This window comes from Thauera sp. GDN1, from assembly GCF_029223545.1.
Lineage (GTDB): Bacteria > Pseudomonadota > Gammaproteobacteria > Burkholderiales > Rhodocyclaceae > Thauera.
On the sequence record NZ_CP097870.1, the window covers coordinates 3,109,891 to 3,124,742 of the forward strand.

Consider the following 14,852-nt stretch of genomic DNA (forward strand, 5'->3'; position numbering starts at 1 on the left):
CGGCTATTGCGCTGCAGCATCGGCCACTGTGCCGACCCGACTCCGATCGTGATCGGGCGACGCCCGATACGATTACTTGGCGGCCATCCGGATCGCGCCGTCGAGGCGGATCACCTCGCCGTTCAGGTAGGGGTTCTCGACGATGTGGCGGACCAGGCCGGCGAACTCGGCCGGCTTGCCCAGGCGCGAGGGGAAGGGAACCATCTTACCGAGTGCATCCTGCACGTCCTGCGGCATGCCCATCAGCATCGGCGTTTCCATGATCCCGGGCGCGATCGCCATCACGCGGATGCCGTAGCGCGCCAGCTCGCGCGCCACCGGCAGCGTCAGCCCGACCACACCGGCCTTGGACGAGGCGTAGCCGGCCTGGCCGATCTGGCCGTCGAAGGCCGCGACCGAGGCGGTGTTGACGATCACGCCGCGCTCGCCGCCAGCATCCGGCTCGGCCTTGCTCATCACGTCGGCGGCCAGGCGCAGCATGTTGAAGGTGCCGATCAGGTTGATCGACACGGTACGCGCAAAGCTCTCCAGCCGGTGCGGCGCCTCGCGGCCGACGATCTTCTCCGCCGGCGCGACGCCGGCGCAGTTGACCAGACCGCTCAGACGGCCGAAACGGCTCACGGCCAGGTCGATCGCCGCCTTGCCGCTGTCGGCATCGGTGACGTCGGTAAGCGCAAACACGGCCGCCGCGCCGAGCTCGGCCGCCAGCGCCTCGCCAGCCTCACGATTGACGTCGGCGAGCACGACCTTGGCCCCCGCCTCGACCAACATGCGCGCGGTGGCTGCGCCCAACCCCGAGCCACCACCCGTCACCACGAAAACACCATTCTCGATCTGCATTCGAACTCCCTCCCAGGACAGACACGTCGCCGCACGCGGCATCGGCGCGAACCTTAGTTCGCGTTTACGTAAACGTCAACTTCAAGCCAAACCGCAGGTGTCCGGACAAGCCCCCAAGCAACCTGCCGCACGGACACCACGGCGGTGGGTCTGGCGGCCCGGAGCGGAATTCAGGCCGTCGCCCCCGCCACCGGCGTCTCGTCCAGCGCCAGATCGACCATCAGCTCGTTGGCCAGCGCTTCCAGGTCGGCGCCGATGCGCGCCAGATCGGCGGCAAGCGGCACCGACAGCTCGGCGCGCGCCCTGAACAGGACCTCGCCGCTCATCGACGCGCTCTCGCACGCCGTCTCCAGCGCCTTGATGCTGACCCCGTGACGGGCCAGGACGGTCGAGATCTCGCGCACGATCCCCGGCCGGTCGTGGCCCACCAGATCGAGGCACACCCGCCGCACATCGGCGGCCGCCGGCTCGCCACCACGCGCGATCGCCACGCGCAAGCCTTCGGACTCCAGCCCGCGCAGCGCGGCCTCCAGCGTATCGAAAGCCGCGTCGTCGACCTCTAGCCGCACCACGCCGGCGAACTGGCCAGCCAGCTGGGTCAGGCGGCTCTCCATCCAGTTGGCGCCACACTGGCTTGCGCGCGCGGAAATCGCGCTGACCAGACCGGGCCGATCCGGCCCGACGAGGGTGAGAATCAGGGATGTCTTCATGTTCGCGCTCCCGAGTGGGCAAGCCATGCCCGACCATCCCGATGCAAGACTTTCTGCGCGGGATCAAAAGGCACGTGCCACCACCTTGCGATAATAGAAACAGGGAATGACACGATAACGCACACACCCGGCAAAGGGGAGAATACCGCCGTGGTGATAACGAGGAGGAGCCCGATGAAACTGCCCCGCTTCCATGCCCAGAAGGCGGACGGCCTGTACCAGCCGATTCCCTTCCTGTTCGTGACCGAACGCATGTGTCGCGAGATCCTCGCCGAACGCGAGGAAATCATGAACGCAATGCCGGCGGCCATGCGCAGTCGCCAGCAGGCATTGTTCGCCCGTTACGATCCGAGTGTCAGCGCGGAAGCATTCAACGGATTGCTGAACATGTTCGACGGCCGGCCGGCCGATGCCTGACGCCGCAACGAAAAAGGCCAGTCCCGATGGACTGGCCTTTTTCGTTGAAACAGATGGTGCCGGAGAAGAGACTCGAACTCCCGACCTTCGCATTACGAATGCGCTGCTCTACCAACTGAGCTACACCGGCTGAGGGCGCGGATATTACCCCATGCGCCTAGCCCGCAGCAACCATCGCGCGGCGTTTTCTCGGCGGCCCGGGAGAATAAGAAAAACTTTGCGCGCAATCTACTTTTCCGTATGAGACTCCGCTAGAATCCGGCCCAATCCAGGGCGGAGGAGACAAGCCCGATTACAGAACGCAGCGCCGCGGGGGACGACCTCCCCCGCGGCAGCCGCGCCACAGAATCCCCGGTGCGCCGCAGTCATTGCCGCCCGTTCGCCGCATCGTCCCCCTGCATTCACTCCGCTCCCATGTTCGGCCTGGACCTTTTCGAGATCGCCCTGATCGGCGCCGCAGCCTTTGCCGCAGGCGCGGTCAATTCGGTCGCCGGCGGCGGCACCTTCTTCTCCTTCCCCGCCCTGCTCGCGGTCGGCGTCCCCCCGGTGGTCGCCAACGCCAGCAACTCGGTATCCCTGTGGCCGGGCAGCCTGGCCGGCGCGTGGGCCTTCCGCCGCGAGCTGATGCGTTTTTCCGGAAGTCTGCCGATCCTCTCGGTGGTGGCCTTCATCGGCGGCATCGCCGGCGGCCTGCTGCTGCTCGCGACCTCGAACGCCGCCTTCGCCCGGCTGATCCCCTGGCTGCTGCTGGTCGCCACCGTGCTGTTCGCCTTCAGCGCGCAGATTTCCGCCCTGGTCAAGAAATGGAAACCGACGCCCGACGGCATGGACGAGCGCCACATCGGACCCGGCGGCTACCTGTTCCAGCTCGTCGTCTCGGTGTACGGCGGCTTCTTCGGCGCCGGCATGGGCATCCTGATGATCGCCGCGCTCGCCATCCAGGGCTTCAAGGACGTGCATGAGATCAACGCGCTGAAGAACTGGCTGTCGGCGGTGATCTACAGCGTCGCGGTCGGCACCTTCGTGATCGCCAACGCCGTGTCCTGGCCGCACACACTGGTGATGCTGGTCACCGCCACCGTGGGTGGCTATTGGGGCGCGGCCATGGCGCGCAAGCTGCCGGCCATCTGGCTGCGGCGCTTCATCATCACCGTCGGTGGTCTGCTGACGCTTTACTACTTCGGCAAGACGCTCTGAGCGCCATGCTCGCCGGCCTGTCCGCCGCGCTCGGCGCCGGCCTGCTGTGGGGCCTGGTGTTCCTGACCCCGCTGGTGCTCCACGACTACCCGGGCTTCATGCTGGCCGTCGGCCGCTACCTGGCCTTCGGCGTGCTGGCCGTCGGCCTCGCCTGGTTCGACCGCAGCGCGCTCGCCCAGCTCGATCGCGCCGACTGGATCGAGGCCGCCAAGCTCGCGCTGATCGGCAACCTCCTCTACTACGCCGCCCTGGCGAGCGCGATCCAGCTCGCCGGCGCCCCGGTGCCGACCCTGATCATCGGCACGCTGCCGGTGGTGATCGCGGTGAGCGCCAACCTGCTCGACCGCCGTCGCGGCAGCGGCGAGGACAGCGCGCCATGGATCCGCCTCGCCCTGCCGCTCGCGCTGATCCTCGCCGGCCTGCTGGTGGTGCACGCCGACGCCGGCACGCACGCCGCGACCGCCACCGCCGGCGACTACCTCCTCGGCCTCGCCTTCGCGCTCTGCGCGTTGGCGTGCTGGACCTGGTACCCGATCCGCAACAGCCGCTGGCTGCGCGCGCGCGGCCCCGGCCTGGCGCGCGCGTGGGCGACCGCGCAGGGCCTGGCGACGCTGCCGGTGGCGATCATCGCGGGCCTGGGCTACGGCCTGTGGGACGACATGGCGGCGAGCGGCGGCGCCGGCTTCGAGTGGCCGCTCGGTCCCCGGCCGCTGCTGTTCGTGCTGATGTGCCTGCTGCTCGGCCTGGCCGCATCCTGGCTCGGCACCCTGCTGTGGAACCAGGCCAGCCACCTGCTGCCCGCCGCCCTCGTCGGCCAGCTGATCGTGTTCGAGACCCTCGCCGCCCTGCTCTACGCCTTCATCTGGTACGGTCGCTGGCCGGCCTTGGCCGAGGCCGCCGGCATCGTCCTGCTGATCCTGGGCGTGATCGGTGGCGTGAGCGTGTTCCGCCGCGCACCGGAATCGCCGGGCAGCTGAGGCCGCTCAGCTGCCACAGCAGGCATGCGGCACGCGATGGGCGCTATCATGTCGCCTCTTTTGCACTGCAGCACCAGCACCCGGAAATCCGCTCCCGACCCATGGACCAGCTGACCCAGATCATCCTCCAGGCCGGCCGCTCGGCGGTCGAGCTCTCGCTCTTCGTACTGCTGCCGATCATGGTGGTGATGCTGTCGCTGATGCGCCTGCTCGAGGCGCGCGGCGTGCTCGACTGGGTCGTGGCCCGGCTCGCACCGCTGCTGCGCCCGGCCGGGCTCACCGGCCTGGGCGTGTTCGCCGCGCTGCAGATCAACCTGGTGAGCTTCGCCGCACCGATGGCGACGCTGACGATGATGGAAGGGCGCGGCGCCTCCGACCGCCACCTCGCCGCCACGCTGGCGATGGTGATGGCGATGGCGCAGGCCAACGTGACCTTCCCGATGGCGGCGATGGGACTGGCCTTCGGGCCGGCGCTGCTGCTGTCGCTGGTCGGCGGCATCGCCGCGGCGGCCACCACCTACCACCTCTTCGGCCGCGGCCTGTCGAGCGCGGAGGCGCCGATGGACGAGACCCTGCACCACCGCGTCGCCGACGACGCCAAGGGCGTGCTCGACGTCATCAACCGCGCCGGCGCCGAGGCCTTCAAGATCTCGGTCGGCGCCATACCGATGCTGGTGCTGGCGCTGGTGGCGGTGATGGCGCTGCGCGCGAGCGGCGGCATCGACCTGCTGACCGGCCTGCTCACCCCGCTGCTGCGCGCCTTCGACCTCGACCCCGCGCTGATCCTGCTGACGCTGACCAAGTACATCGCCGGCGGCACCGCGATGATGGGGGTGATGGACGAGATGCTGAAGGCCGGCACGACCACCGTCGATACGCTCAACGCCAGCGCCGGCTTCCTGATCCACCCCTTCGACGTCGCCGGGGTGGCGGTGCTGATCTCGGCCGGGCGTCGGGTGGCCGCGGTGTGGAAGCCGGCGGCGCTCGGCGCGGTGGTCGGCATCGTGGTGCGGACCGTGGGCCACGGGCTGCTGTAAGCTCGCTCCACCCCGTCACACGCCACCGGTCCTCCGCCATGATCGCTGCCCTGACCCTGCTCCTCGTGTTCCAACTCGCCGGCGAGGTCATCGCCCGCGCGCTCGCCCTGCCGGTACCCGGCCCGGTGATCGGCATGGCCCTGCTGTTCCTCGCCCTGATGCTTCGCGGCGGGCCGGGCGAGGATCTGCGCCAGACCTCCGGACAGCTGCTGCAGCATTTGTCGCTGCTGTTCGTGCCCGCTGGCACCGGCATCGTGATCTATGGCGACCGCATCGCCGCCGAATGGCTGCCGCTGTTGGTGGCGCTGTTCCTCAGCACCTTCCTCGCCCTCGCGGTGACCGCGCTGGTGCTCAAGGCGCTGATCGGCAAGCGGCCCAAAACGCCGACGGGAGACGGCCGATGAATCCGAACCTCGAGGAAATCTGGGTCTATCTGTCGACCTCCCCGCTGCTCGGGCTGACGCTGACCCTGCTCGCCTACCAGGCGGCGTTCTGGGTCTACAAGCGCTGCGGCTTCCATCCGCTCGCCAACCCGGTGCTGATCAGCGTCGCCATCCTCGCCAGCCTGCTGCTCGCCACCGACACGCCCTACCAGACCTATTTCGACGGCGCGCAGTTCGTGCACTTCCTGCTCGGCCCCGCCACCGTGGCGCTGGCGATCCCGCTCCATGCGCAATGGCCACGACTGAAGGCGATGGCCGGGCCGCTGACGATCGCGCTCGTCGCCGGCTCGCTGACCGCGGCGCTGTCGGCCTGGGCCCTCGGCGCCCTGCTCGGCGGCAGCCGCGAGTCGCTGATGTCGCTCGCCCCCAAGAGCGTGACCACGCCGATCGCGATGGGCGTCGCCGAACGCATCGGCGGCCTGCCCTCGCTGACCGCGGTGCTGGTGATCAGCACCGGCATCATCGGCGCCGTGTTCGCGCGCAGCATCTACCGCTGGCTGCGCATCGACGACCACGCCGTGCGCGGCTTCGCGATCGGCATCGCCTCGCACGGCATCGGCACCGCGCGCGCCTTCCAGGTCAGCGAACAGGCGGGCGCCTTCGCCGCGCTGGCGATGGGACTGAACGGTCTGCTCACCGCGCTGTCCCTGCCGTGGATCATGCCCTGGGTGGAACGGCTGTTCGCAGGCTGAAGCGGGCCCGCACGCACGCTGCCGCCAGAACGATCAGAACCCGACCCGACACGACCCGACGACGAGGGGCCGACCGAGTGCCGAACGCAATCTACCGCTGGATCGACCGCAACCTGCTCGAGCTCGGCCGCGAGATGCGGCTCTCCTACCTGCCGCCGCTGATGGTGTATTGCGCGGCGGGCGTGTCCGGCCTCACCGGCATCGTCGGCACCTTCTTCGTCAAGGACTACCTCGGTCTTTCGGCGGCCTTCCTCGCCGCACTCGGCTTCTGGGCCGGCATCCCGTGGGCGCTGAAGATGCCGATCGGCCACCTGGTCGACCTGATGTGGCGGCACAAGGCGGGGCTGGTCTACCTCGGCGCCGGCCTGATCGCCGCCAGCCTGCTGATCATGATCGGGCTGATCGGCAGCCCGGACGCGATGCGCGCGGTGATGCCGATCGAGGCCTGGTTCGTGCTGTCGGTGCTGCTGTCGCCGGTGGGCTACGTGATGCAGGACGCGGTGGCCGACGCGATGACGGTGGAGGCGGTGCCGCGCCTGGATGCGCGCGGCGAAGCCATTCCCGCCGAAACCGTGCGCCTGATGCACACCACCATGCAGATGCTCGGCCGGGTGGCGATCATCGGCGGCACGGTGCTGGTCTCGCTTGCCAACGTGGCGATGTTCCAGGGCTCGGAGAACCTGCCGGAAGCCGACAAGGTCGCGATCTACCTGCGCATCTACGAGCTCGCGCTGATCATCCCGCTGCTGTCGGTGAGCGGCGTGCTGTTCGGCGGCCTCCTCAAGCGCCGCGAGGCGAAGCGGCTCATCGCGCTCGGGCGCAGCCGCGCAGAGATCGACCGCCTGCTCCACGACCCGGAAGAAAAGACCGCGCCCAACTGGTGGATCCTCGGCGGCAGCGCGGTGTTCGTCGCGCTCACCATCGGCATCGGCCTGTCGGGCATCCAGTACGGCCAGGAGATCATCTTCGCCACCTCGTTCGCGATCATCGGCTTCATGATCAGCCGCCTGCTGCGCGAGCTCTCGCCCGAGGCCGCGCGCACCCTGCTCGGCACGGTGATCATCATCTTCGCATTCCGCGCCCTGCCCGGCCCCGGCGCCGGGGCGAGCTGGTGGATGATCGACGAGCTCGGCTTCGACCAGAGCTTCCTGTCGCGGCTGGACCTCATCACCAGCACGCTGACGCTCGCCGGGCTGTTCCTGTTCCGCCGCTTCATGGCCGAGAAGTCGATCGCGCAGATCGTGATCTTCCTCACCGTCGCCGCCACCGCGCTGTCGCTGCCGATCATCGGCATGTTCCACGGCCTGCACGAATGGACCGCGGCGCACACCGGCGGCGTGGTGGACGCGCGCTTCATCGCCATCGCCAACACCGCGCTCGAGTCGCCGCTCGGCCAGGTGTCGATGGTGCCGATGCTGGCCTGGATCGCCAACTCCGCGCCGCCGCACCTGAAGGCGACCTTCTTCGCGGTGATGGCCTCCTTCACCAACCTCGCGCTCTCGGCCTCGCAGCTCGGCACCAAGTACCTCAACCAGATCTACACGATCGCGCGCGAGGTCAAGGATGCCGCCACCGGCGCCATCGCCACGCCGGCCGACTACGGCGAGCTCGGCACACTGCTCGTGACCGTGACGCTGCTCGGGCTCGCACTGCCGCTGGCGGCGATCCTGCTCACCCGCCTGACCGGACTGCGCAGCGCCTGAACACGCGCGACGCCGCCGGCGCGCGCCCGCGGAGTTGATCTGTCGCATTGTCTTCCGCCGGCAGCAGGCGGACACTTGAGGGCATTCAACCCTCAGCGAGGATCACCATGACACCCAGCTCGGTACACGACATCCGCAACCTCGCCCTGCTCGGCCACGCCGGCAGCGGCAAGACCACGCTGGTCGAGGCCCTGCTCGCCGCCGCCGGCGAGATCGGCGCCGCGGGCAGCGTCGAGCGCGGCGACACCGTCGCCGACTTCGACCCGCAGGAGAAGGCGATGGGTCACTCGCTGCACGCCGCGCTGGTGCATCTGGAGTGGGCCGGGCACTGGATCAACCTCCTCGACACCCCGGGCCTGCCCGACCTCACCGGGCGCGCCCTGGTCGCGCTGCCGGCGGCCGACACCGCGGTCGTGGTGATCAACGCCGCGGCCGGCATCGAGAGCGGCACGCGGCGCATGATGGACGCCGCGAAGGGCAAGTGCCGGATGGTCGTGGTCAACAAGATCGACGCCGCCGGTGCCGACCACGGCGCACTGATGGACGCGATCACCGCCACCTTCGGTCGCGAATGCCTGCCGATCAACCTGCCCGCGGCCGACGGCAGCCGCGTCGTCGACTGCTTCTTCGCACCGGACAACGCCGCCGCCACCGCCTTCTCCAGCCCCTCGGCCGCCCACGACGCGATCGTCGACCAGGTCGTCGAGCTCGACGAGGAACTGATGGCGAAGTACCTCGAGCAGGGCGAGTCGCTCGACCCCGAGCAGCTCCACGCGCCCTTCGAGCAGGCCCTGCGCGAAGCTCACCTGGTGCCGGTGTGCTTCGTGTCCGCACGCACCGGCGCCGGCGTGCGCGAGCTGCTCGACATCCTCGGCAGGCTCGCACCCGACCCCACCGAGGCCAACGCCCCCGCCTTCCTGAAGGGCGAGGGCGCCGCAGCCGAGCCGGTGGAGGTGGCGCTCGACTCCGAGCGCCATGTGGTCGCCCACGTCTTCCAGATCGCCAACGACCCCTATCGCGGCAAGCTCGGCCTGTTCCGCGTCCATCAGGGCCAGGTCACGCCCAACTCGCAGCTCTACATCGGCGACGGCCGCAAGCCCTTCAAGGTCGCCCACCTGCTGCGCATGCAGGGCAAGAACGCGGTCGAGACCACGCTCGCCGTGCCCGGCGACCTGTGTGCGGTCGCCCGCGTGGACGAGATCCAGCGCGACTCGGTGCTGCACGACTCGCATGACGAGGACTTCTACCACCTCGCCCCCGCCGCCTGGCCGCAGCCGGTGTTCGGGCTCGCGCTGATGACGCGCAAGCCGGCCGACGAGCAGAAGCTGTCCGAGGCGCTCGCGCGCCTGACCGAGGAAGACCCCTGCCTCGAGGTCAGTTTCGATGCGCGCCACCGCCGCACCGTGGTACGCGGGCTGGGCGAGCAGCACCTGAAGATCGTGCTCGAGGAGCTCGCCACGCGCTGGAACCTGCAGCTCGACACCGCCACGCCGAGCATCCCCTACCGCGAGACGATCACCGTCGTCGCCGAGGCGCGTTACCGCCACAAGAAGCAGAGCGGCGGTGCCGGGCAGTTCGGCGAGGTCGCGCTGCGCGTCGAACCGCTGCCGCGCGGCGCCGGCATCGAGCTGGGCGACGAGGTCAAGGGCGGCACCATCCCGACCAACTTCATGCCCGCGGTCGAGAAGGGCGTGCGCCAGGCGCTCGCCGAGGGCGCGCTCGCCGGCTTCCCGCTGCAGGATGTGCGCGTCGTGATCACCGACGGCAAGCATCACGCGGTGGATTCGAACGAGGTTTCCTTCGTCACCGCCGGTCGTCATGCGCTGGTCGAGGCGGTGCTTGCCGCCCGCCCGATCGTGCTCGAGCCGCTGCTCGACGTGCAGGTGAAGGTGGCCGACGCGCTGTTCGGCGAGGTGAGTGCGGAACTGGCCGGCCGTCGCGGCCGGCTCACCGCGACCGACAGTCCGGCACCGGGTTGGACACTGATCTCGGCGCGCGTGCCGATGGCGGCGCTGGAAGGCTTCGAGAGCCGGCTGAAGGCGATCTGCGCCGGCGAGAGCGAGTTCGTGCTCGAAGCCGGCGGGCACGAGCCGGCGCCGCAGGACGTACAATCCGAGCTCGCCCGCGTCCATGCCAGTGGCGGCAACGGCAACGGCGCACACTGAACGCCGTCGCGGCCCGGTCCCGAGCGGCCGGGCCGCTGTCCCTGTCCATGCCGATGAAGCTCGATGATCGCCAGCGCGCCTACTGGCGCCGCAACCTGACCCTGACCCTGACGCTGCTCAGCGTCTGGTTCGGCGTGACCTTTATCGGCGGCTATTACGCCAGCGAGCTCAACACGCTGAGCTTCCTGGGTTTCCCGCTGGGCTTCTACCTGTTCGCCCAGGGCTCCCTGCTGATCTACCTGCTGATCATCGTGATCTACGTGTTCGTGATGAATCGTCTCGACCGCAAGTACCGGCACGACGGACGATTCTGAGACGTCCTTTGGCACCGCGCGCGGGAGGCACGTCTCGCGCCGACACCGGTCGCGGCCTCATTTCTGCGCCGTCGGCCCCGCCTCCTCGAGCTTCTTGCGCTTGGGCACGATCGGGTGCGCATGGCGGCCGAGCGCGAAATCGAGGAAGAACTTCATCCAGATCGTCACCCCCGCGGTCGCCGTCCACGCGTCGAAATCCATGCTGCCGGTGACGATGCCGAAGATCGTGAACAGGATCACCACCCCGCCGATCAGGTTGATGGCGAGCGTGAAGGGAGCGTAGCGCGCCGGGTTGGGCGGCGGCATGCCGCGCTTGAGTGCCACCTCGGAAAAGTCGCGCTTGAACAGGATCCTCCACGCACGCCGGAACCAGAAGAAGGCGATCGGGAACAGGGCGAGGAACAGGATCCAGTTCAGGGCAATGCTGGCATTGAAGATCATTTGCTACTCCGCTGGACGCGGCAGAACCCGCAGTCGGGAAGGTGCCACAAAAGAAAAGCCCCGCCAATGCAGCCGGCGGGGCTCCGGTCGCATCACCCGGCCGGAACGCACCGGGTGACGCAGCCCATTCGACAATCGGGCTTAGTGGGCACCATCCACCAGCTTCGAACCGCGCGGGATGCGCACCGACTCGACCATGTGCTGGATGTGCTCGGGCGGCTCCTTGGTCACCTTGTCGACCGCGAAGGCGACGATGAAGTTGAAGATCGCACCGACCGCACCGAAGGCTTCCGGCGTGATGCCGAAGAAGCTGTTCGCACCACCGATCAGGTCGACGTACTCGGTGCCCTTGATGAAGAACAGGCCCTTGTGAGCGAACACGTAGAACAGGGTGATGAACAGACCTGCCAGCATGCCGGCGATGGCGCCTTCCTTGTTCATCTTCTTGGAGAAGATGCCCATCATGATCGCCGGGAACAGCGACGAGGCGGCAATACCGAAGGCCAGCGCGACCGTACCGGCAGCGAAGCCCGGCGGGTTCAGGCCGAGGTAGCCCGCGATCACGATGGCGACCGCCATCGAGATCTTGCCCGCGAGCAGCTCGTTCTTGTCGCTGATGTTCGGGTTGAACACACCCTTCACCAGGTCATGCGAGACCGCGGACGAGATCGCCATCAGCAGGCCGGCAGCGGTCGACAGCGCGGCAGCCAGACCACCGGCAGCCACCAGCGCGATCACCCAGTTCGGCAGCAGCGCGATTTCGGGGTTCGCCATCACGATGATGTCGGCGTTCACCGTCAGCTCGTTGCCCTTCCAGCCTGCAGCCTCGGCCTTGGCCTTGGCATCGGCGCTCTTGCTCTTGTCGTTGTAGTACTGGATGCGGCCGTCGCCATTCTTGTCCTCGAACTTCAGCAGGCCGGTCTTTTCCCAGCGCTTCATCCATTCCGGACGCTGCTCGTACTGCAGGCTGTTTTCGGTCGCGTACAGGTCGGCGTTCGCCTTCACCTTCTCCGGATTGACGACCAGGTTGCCGGCGGCAGTGGTCTCGAGGCCGACGGCCTGGTTCACCGTGGCGTGCAGGTTCAGCTTGGCCATCGCGGCAACGGCCGGCGCGGTGGTGTACAGCAGGGCGATGAAGACCAGTGCCCAACCCGCGGAGCTGCGCGCATCCTTCACCGTCGGCACGGTGAAGAATCGCATGATGACGTGCGGCAGACCCGCGGTACCGATCATCAGCGACAGCGTATACATGAACATGTTGAGCATGCTGCCCGGCATCGAGGTGGTGTACTGGTCGAAGCCGAGATCCTTGACCACCAGGTCGAGCTTGGCCAGCAGCGTGGTCTCGGTGCCCGAAATGTTCGAGCCCAGGCCGAGCTGCGGCAGCGGGTTGCCGGTGAGTTGCAGGCGAGATGAAGATCGCCGGCACCAGGTAGGCGGCGATCAGCACGATGTACTGCGCGACCTGGGTGTAGGTGATGCCCTTCATGCCGCCGAACACCGCGTACATGAACACGATCGCCATGCCGATGTAGATGCCGGTGTCGCTCGACACGCCGAGGAAGCGCGAGAACGCGACGCCGACGCCGGTCATCTGGCCGATGATGTAGGTCAGCGACGCGGTCAGCAGGCACACCACCGCCACGGTCGACGCGGTCTTCGAGTAGAAGCGGTCGCCGATGAACTGCGGCACGGTGAACTTGCCGAACTTGCGCAGGTACGGTGCCAGCAGCATCGCCAGCAGCACATAGCCGCCGGTCCAGCCCATCAGGAACAGGCCGCCGCCGTAACCCATGTTGGCGATGAGGCCGGCCATGGAGATGAAGGACGCTGCCGACATCCAGTCGGCCGCAGTGGCCATGCCGTTGGTGATCGGGTGCACGCTGCCGCCCGCGGCATAGAACTCGCTGGTGCTGCCGGCGCGCGCCCAGATGGCGATGCCGATGTACAGCGCGAAGGACGCGCCGACCACCAGATAGGTGATGGTTTGAAGATCCATGTGTCTCCCCTCGTTATTCTTCGTGAACGTCGAACTGACGGTCGATGTCGCCCATCTTCTTCGCGTACCAGAAGATCAGCGCGATGAAGATGTAGATCGATCCCTGGTGGGCGAACCAGAAGCCGAGCGGATAGCCTCCCAACGAGATGCTGTTGAGGGCAGGCGCGAAGAGGATGCCGGCGCCGAACGAGACCACGAACCATATGACAAGGATCTTGGTCAGCAGGCTCAGTACCGTTCCCCAGTACGTCTTGCTGTTGTTTTCCATCATGTCTCCTCGATTTGTTTGAAACACCGCCGTCGCGTGAACGCGGGAGGAACAGTCCCGCTCATGCAAAGGTGGGCGAATTATAGAAACATCACTCTTACTTATCGCTTACAGCGCCTTACAGAAAGCTGAACGCGCCGCGCCAGGCACGAAAAAGCCCGCCGGCTCCGGTCGGAGCGGGCGGGCTGTGGACGGCGCCGCGGCAGGCGCGCGCCCGCCGGCGATCGCGACCTCGGTCACATGCGCGCGATCATCGCGTCACCGAAGGCCGAGCACGAGACCTCGTTGGCGCCTTCCATCAGGCGGGCGAAGTCGTAGGTGACCTGCTTGTCGGCGATCGCCGCCTCCATGCCCTTGATCACCAGGTCGGCGGCCTCCTTCCAGCCCAGGTGGCGCAGCATCATCTCGGCCGACAGGATCAGCGAGCCCGGGTTCACCTTGTCCAGCCCGGCGTACTTGGGCGCGGTGCCGTGGGTGGCCTCGAAGCAGGCGTACCGGTCCGAGATGTTGGCGCCCGGCGCGATGCCGATGCCGCCCACCTGGGCGGCGAGCGCGTCCGAGACGTAGTCGCCGTTGAGGTTGAGCGTGGCGATCACGTCGTATTCGGCCGGACGCAGCAGGATCTGCTGCAGGAAGGCGTCGGCGATCGCGTCCTTGACCACGATCTCGCGCCCCGTGTTCGGGTTCCTGAACTTGCACCACGGGCCGCCGTCGATCGGCTGCGCACCGAATTCCTGCTGCGCGACCTTGTAGCCGGTGTCGCGGAACAGGCCCTCGGTGAACTTCATGATGTTGCCCTTGTGCACCAGGGTCACGCTCCTGCGATCGTTGTCGATGGCGTAGCGGATCGCGGCGCGCACCAGGCGGGTCGTGCCCTCGACCGACACCGGCTTGACGCCGATGCCGCAGTCCTGCGGGAAGCGGATCTTCCTGACCCCCATCTCGTCCTGCAGGAACCGGATGACCTTGTTCGCCGCCTCCGAACCCGCCTGCCACTCGATGCCGGCATAGATGTCCTCGGTGTTCTCGCGGAAGATCACCATGTCGGTGAGCTCGGGGTTCTTCAGCGGGCTGGGCACGCCCTTGAAGTATCGCACCGGGCGCACGCACTGGTAGAGGTCGAGCTCCTGGCGCAGCGCGACGTTGAGCGAGCGGATGCCGCCGCCCACCGGGGTGGTCATAGGGCCCTTGATCGACACCGAGTATTCCTTGAGGGCGTCGAAGGTCTCCTTCGGCAGCCACTCGTCGGGACCGTAGATCTGCGTCGACTTCTCGCCGGCATAGACCTCCATCCAGTGGATCTTGCGCTTGCCGCCGTAGGCCTTGTCGACCGCGGCGTCGATGACCTTGATCATCACCGGCGTGATGTCGACGCCGATGCCGTCGCCCTCGATGAAGGGGATGATCGGGTTGTCCGGAACGGCCTGCCCCGGAACGATCTTCCGGCCGCCTGCGGGTACCGTGATCTTCGATGCGCTCATGTCTGCTCCCTCGCTCGATGTCCGCGGATGAGTTCCGCGGATCAGGTGTGGATGAACTGCCACGGGAACGCTCGTCCTGCGACGAACGGGAGGGCTGCGACGGCGTATCGGGCGCACCGCAACCCCGTACCGAGCGGCGATTATCCCCCAAAGGCCGGCATGCCGAAA

The 14,852-nt window shown here is 67.8% G+C and carries 14 protein-coding genes, 1 tRNA gene and 1 pseudogene; 9 read left to right on the forward strand and 7 right to left on the reverse strand.

Going from position 1 to position 14,852, the window contains the following annotated elements; genetic code table 11:
* Window positions 1-72: 72 nt before the first annotated feature.
* Both CKCBHOJB_RS14285 and CKCBHOJB_RS14290 read right to left on the reverse strand, forming a co-directional pair.
* Window positions 73-840 carry a 3-hydroxyacyl-CoA dehydrogenase gene (locus CKCBHOJB_RS14285; protein WP_281049331.1) on the reverse strand — a complete coding sequence of 256 codons (768 nt, stop codon included), beginning with the start codon at window positions 838-840 and terminating at the stop codon, window positions 73-75.
* Between the two features lie 170 nt (window positions 841-1,010).
* On the reverse strand, window positions 1,011-1,550 hold the full coding sequence (locus CKCBHOJB_RS14290; protein ID WP_281049332.1) for an ACT domain-containing protein: 540 nt from the start codon (window positions 1,548-1,550) through the stop codon (window positions 1,011-1,013).
* Window positions 1,551-1,724: 174 nt separating this feature from the next.
* Between CKCBHOJB_RS14290 and CKCBHOJB_RS14295 the strand changes: the two genes are divergently transcribed.
* Window positions 1,725-1,967 (forward strand): hypothetical protein, encoded by a 243-nt coding sequence (locus tag CKCBHOJB_RS14295; RefSeq protein ID WP_281049333.1) that lies wholly within the window; start codon window positions 1,725-1,727, stop codon window positions 1,965-1,967.
* A gap of 54 nt (window positions 1,968-2,021) precedes the next feature.
* On the opposite strand, the gene CKCBHOJB_RS14300 is transcribed toward CKCBHOJB_RS14295, so the two are convergent.
* Window positions 2,022-2,097 (reverse strand) — tRNA-Thr (locus tag CKCBHOJB_RS14300).
* A gap of 284 nt (window positions 2,098-2,381) precedes the next feature.
* Here CKCBHOJB_RS14300 and CKCBHOJB_RS14305 point away from each other — a divergent pair.
* The 8 genes from CKCBHOJB_RS14305 (at window position 2,382) to CKCBHOJB_RS14340 (ending at window position 10,495) form a co-directional block, all read left to right on the forward strand.
* Window positions 2,382-3,164, forward strand: coding sequence for a sulfite exporter TauE/SafE family protein (locus CKCBHOJB_RS14305; protein ID WP_281049334.1), 783 nt, complete (start codon window positions 2,382-2,384; stop codon window positions 3,162-3,164).
* A 5-nt stretch (window positions 3,165-3,169) separates the two neighbouring features.
* Window positions 3,170-4,141, forward strand: a complete 972-nt coding sequence (locus CKCBHOJB_RS14310) for a DMT family transporter (protein WP_281049335.1) — start codon at window positions 3,170-3,172, stop codon at window positions 4,139-4,141.
* Between the two features lie 101 nt (window positions 4,142-4,242).
* A complete protein-coding gene (locus CKCBHOJB_RS14315; protein WP_281049336.1) occupies window positions 4,243-5,178 on the forward strand; it encodes a nucleoside recognition family protein in 936 nt (311 codons plus the stop codon).
* A gap of 38 nt (window positions 5,179-5,216) precedes the next feature.
* Complete coding sequence (locus CKCBHOJB_RS14320) at window positions 5,217-5,582, forward strand: CidA/LrgA family protein (RefSeq protein ID WP_281049337.1); 366 nt, start codon at window positions 5,217-5,219, stop codon at window positions 5,580-5,582.
* Window positions 5,579-6,313, forward strand: coding sequence for an LrgB family protein (locus CKCBHOJB_RS14325; protein WP_281049338.1), 735 nt, complete (start codon window positions 5,579-5,581; stop codon window positions 6,311-6,313). The genes CKCBHOJB_RS14320 and CKCBHOJB_RS14325 overlap by 4 nt, the downstream gene beginning before the upstream one ends.
* Window positions 6,314-6,390: 77 nt before the next feature.
* Window positions 6,391-8,016 (forward strand): hypothetical protein, encoded by a 1,626-nt coding sequence (locus CKCBHOJB_RS14330; RefSeq protein ID WP_281049339.1) that lies wholly within the window; start codon window positions 6,391-6,393, stop codon window positions 8,014-8,016.
* Between the two features lie 107 nt (window positions 8,017-8,123).
* Window positions 8,124-10,181, forward strand: a complete 2,058-nt coding sequence (fusA, locus tag CKCBHOJB_RS14335; protein ID WP_281049340.1) for an elongation factor G — start codon at window positions 8,124-8,126, stop codon at window positions 10,179-10,181.
* Window positions 10,182-10,234: 53 nt separating this feature from the next.
* Window positions 10,235-10,495, forward strand: a complete 261-nt coding sequence (locus tag CKCBHOJB_RS14340; RefSeq protein ID WP_281051700.1) for a sodium/substrate symporter small subunit — start codon at window positions 10,235-10,237, stop codon at window positions 10,493-10,495.
* 57 nt (window positions 10,496-10,552) lie between these two features.
* Here CKCBHOJB_RS14340 and CKCBHOJB_RS14345 read toward each other — a convergent pair whose 3' ends face one another.
* From CKCBHOJB_RS14345 to icd, 4 genes and pseudogenes are all read right to left on the reverse strand, one after another.
* Complete coding sequence (locus tag CKCBHOJB_RS14345; protein ID WP_281049341.1) at window positions 10,553-10,936, reverse strand: hypothetical protein; 384 nt, start codon at window positions 10,934-10,936, stop codon at window positions 10,553-10,555.
* Window positions 10,937-11,077: 141 nt separating this feature from the next.
* Window positions 11,078-12,935, reverse strand: a pseudogene (locus CKCBHOJB_RS14350) (sodium:solute symporter family protein).
* A gap of 13 nt (window positions 12,936-12,948) precedes the next feature.
* Window positions 12,949-13,206 carry a DUF4212 domain-containing protein gene (locus CKCBHOJB_RS14355; protein WP_281049342.1) on the reverse strand — a complete coding sequence of 86 codons (258 nt, stop codon included), beginning with the start codon at window positions 13,204-13,206 and terminating at the stop codon, window positions 12,949-12,951.
* Window positions 13,207-13,439: 233 nt separating this feature from the next.
* Window positions 13,440-14,684, reverse strand: coding sequence for an NADP-dependent isocitrate dehydrogenase (gene icd / locus CKCBHOJB_RS14360; protein ID WP_281049343.1), 1,245 nt, complete (start codon window positions 14,682-14,684; stop codon window positions 13,440-13,442).
* Window positions 14,685-14,852 lie beyond the last annotated feature (168 nt).

Bases quoted from the DNA above. Each gene is read 5' to 3' on its own strand.
- CKCBHOJB_RS14285 (WP_281049331.1), bottom strand. From the start codon at position 840: ATGCAGATCGAGAATGGTGTTTTCGTGGTGACGGGTGGTGGCTCGGGG.
- CKCBHOJB_RS14290 (WP_281049332.1), bottom strand. From the start codon at position 1,550: ATGAAGACATCCCTGATTCTCACCCTCGTCGGGCCGGATCGGCCCGGT.
- CKCBHOJB_RS14295 (WP_281049333.1), top strand. From the start codon at position 1,725: ATGAAACTGCCCCGCTTCCATGCCCAGAAGGCGGACGGCCTGTACCAG.
- CKCBHOJB_RS14305 (WP_281049334.1), top strand. From the start codon at position 2,382: ATGTTCGGCCTGGACCTTTTCGAGATCGCCCTGATCGGCGCCGCAGCC.
- CKCBHOJB_RS14310 (WP_281049335.1), top strand. From the start codon at position 3,170: ATGCTCGCCGGCCTGTCCGCCGCGCTCGGCGCCGGCCTGCTGTGGGGC.
- CKCBHOJB_RS14315 (WP_281049336.1), top strand. From the start codon at position 4,243: ATGGACCAGCTGACCCAGATCATCCTCCAGGCCGGCCGCTCGGCGGTC.
- CKCBHOJB_RS14320 (WP_281049337.1), top strand. From the start codon at position 5,217: ATGATCGCTGCCCTGACCCTGCTCCTCGTGTTCCAACTCGCCGGCGAG.
- CKCBHOJB_RS14325 (WP_281049338.1), top strand. From the start codon at position 5,579: ATGAATCCGAACCTCGAGGAAATCTGGGTCTATCTGTCGACCTCCCCG.
- fusA (WP_281049340.1), top strand. From the start codon at position 8,124: ATGACACCCAGCTCGGTACACGACATCCGCAACCTCGCCCTGCTCGGC.
- CKCBHOJB_RS14340 (WP_281051700.1), top strand. From the start codon at position 10,235: ATGAAGCTCGATGATCGCCAGCGCGCCTACTGGCGCCGCAACCTGACC.
- CKCBHOJB_RS14345 (WP_281049341.1), bottom strand. From the start codon at position 10,936: ATGATCTTCAATGCCAGCATTGCCCTGAACTGGATCCTGTTCCTCGCC.
- CKCBHOJB_RS14355 (WP_281049342.1), bottom strand. From the start codon at position 13,206: ATGATGGAAAACAACAGCAAGACGTACTGGGGAACGGTACTGAGCCTG.
- icd (WP_281049343.1), bottom strand. From the start codon at position 14,684: ATGAGCGCATCGAAGATCACGGTACCCGCAGGCGGCCGGAAGATCGTT.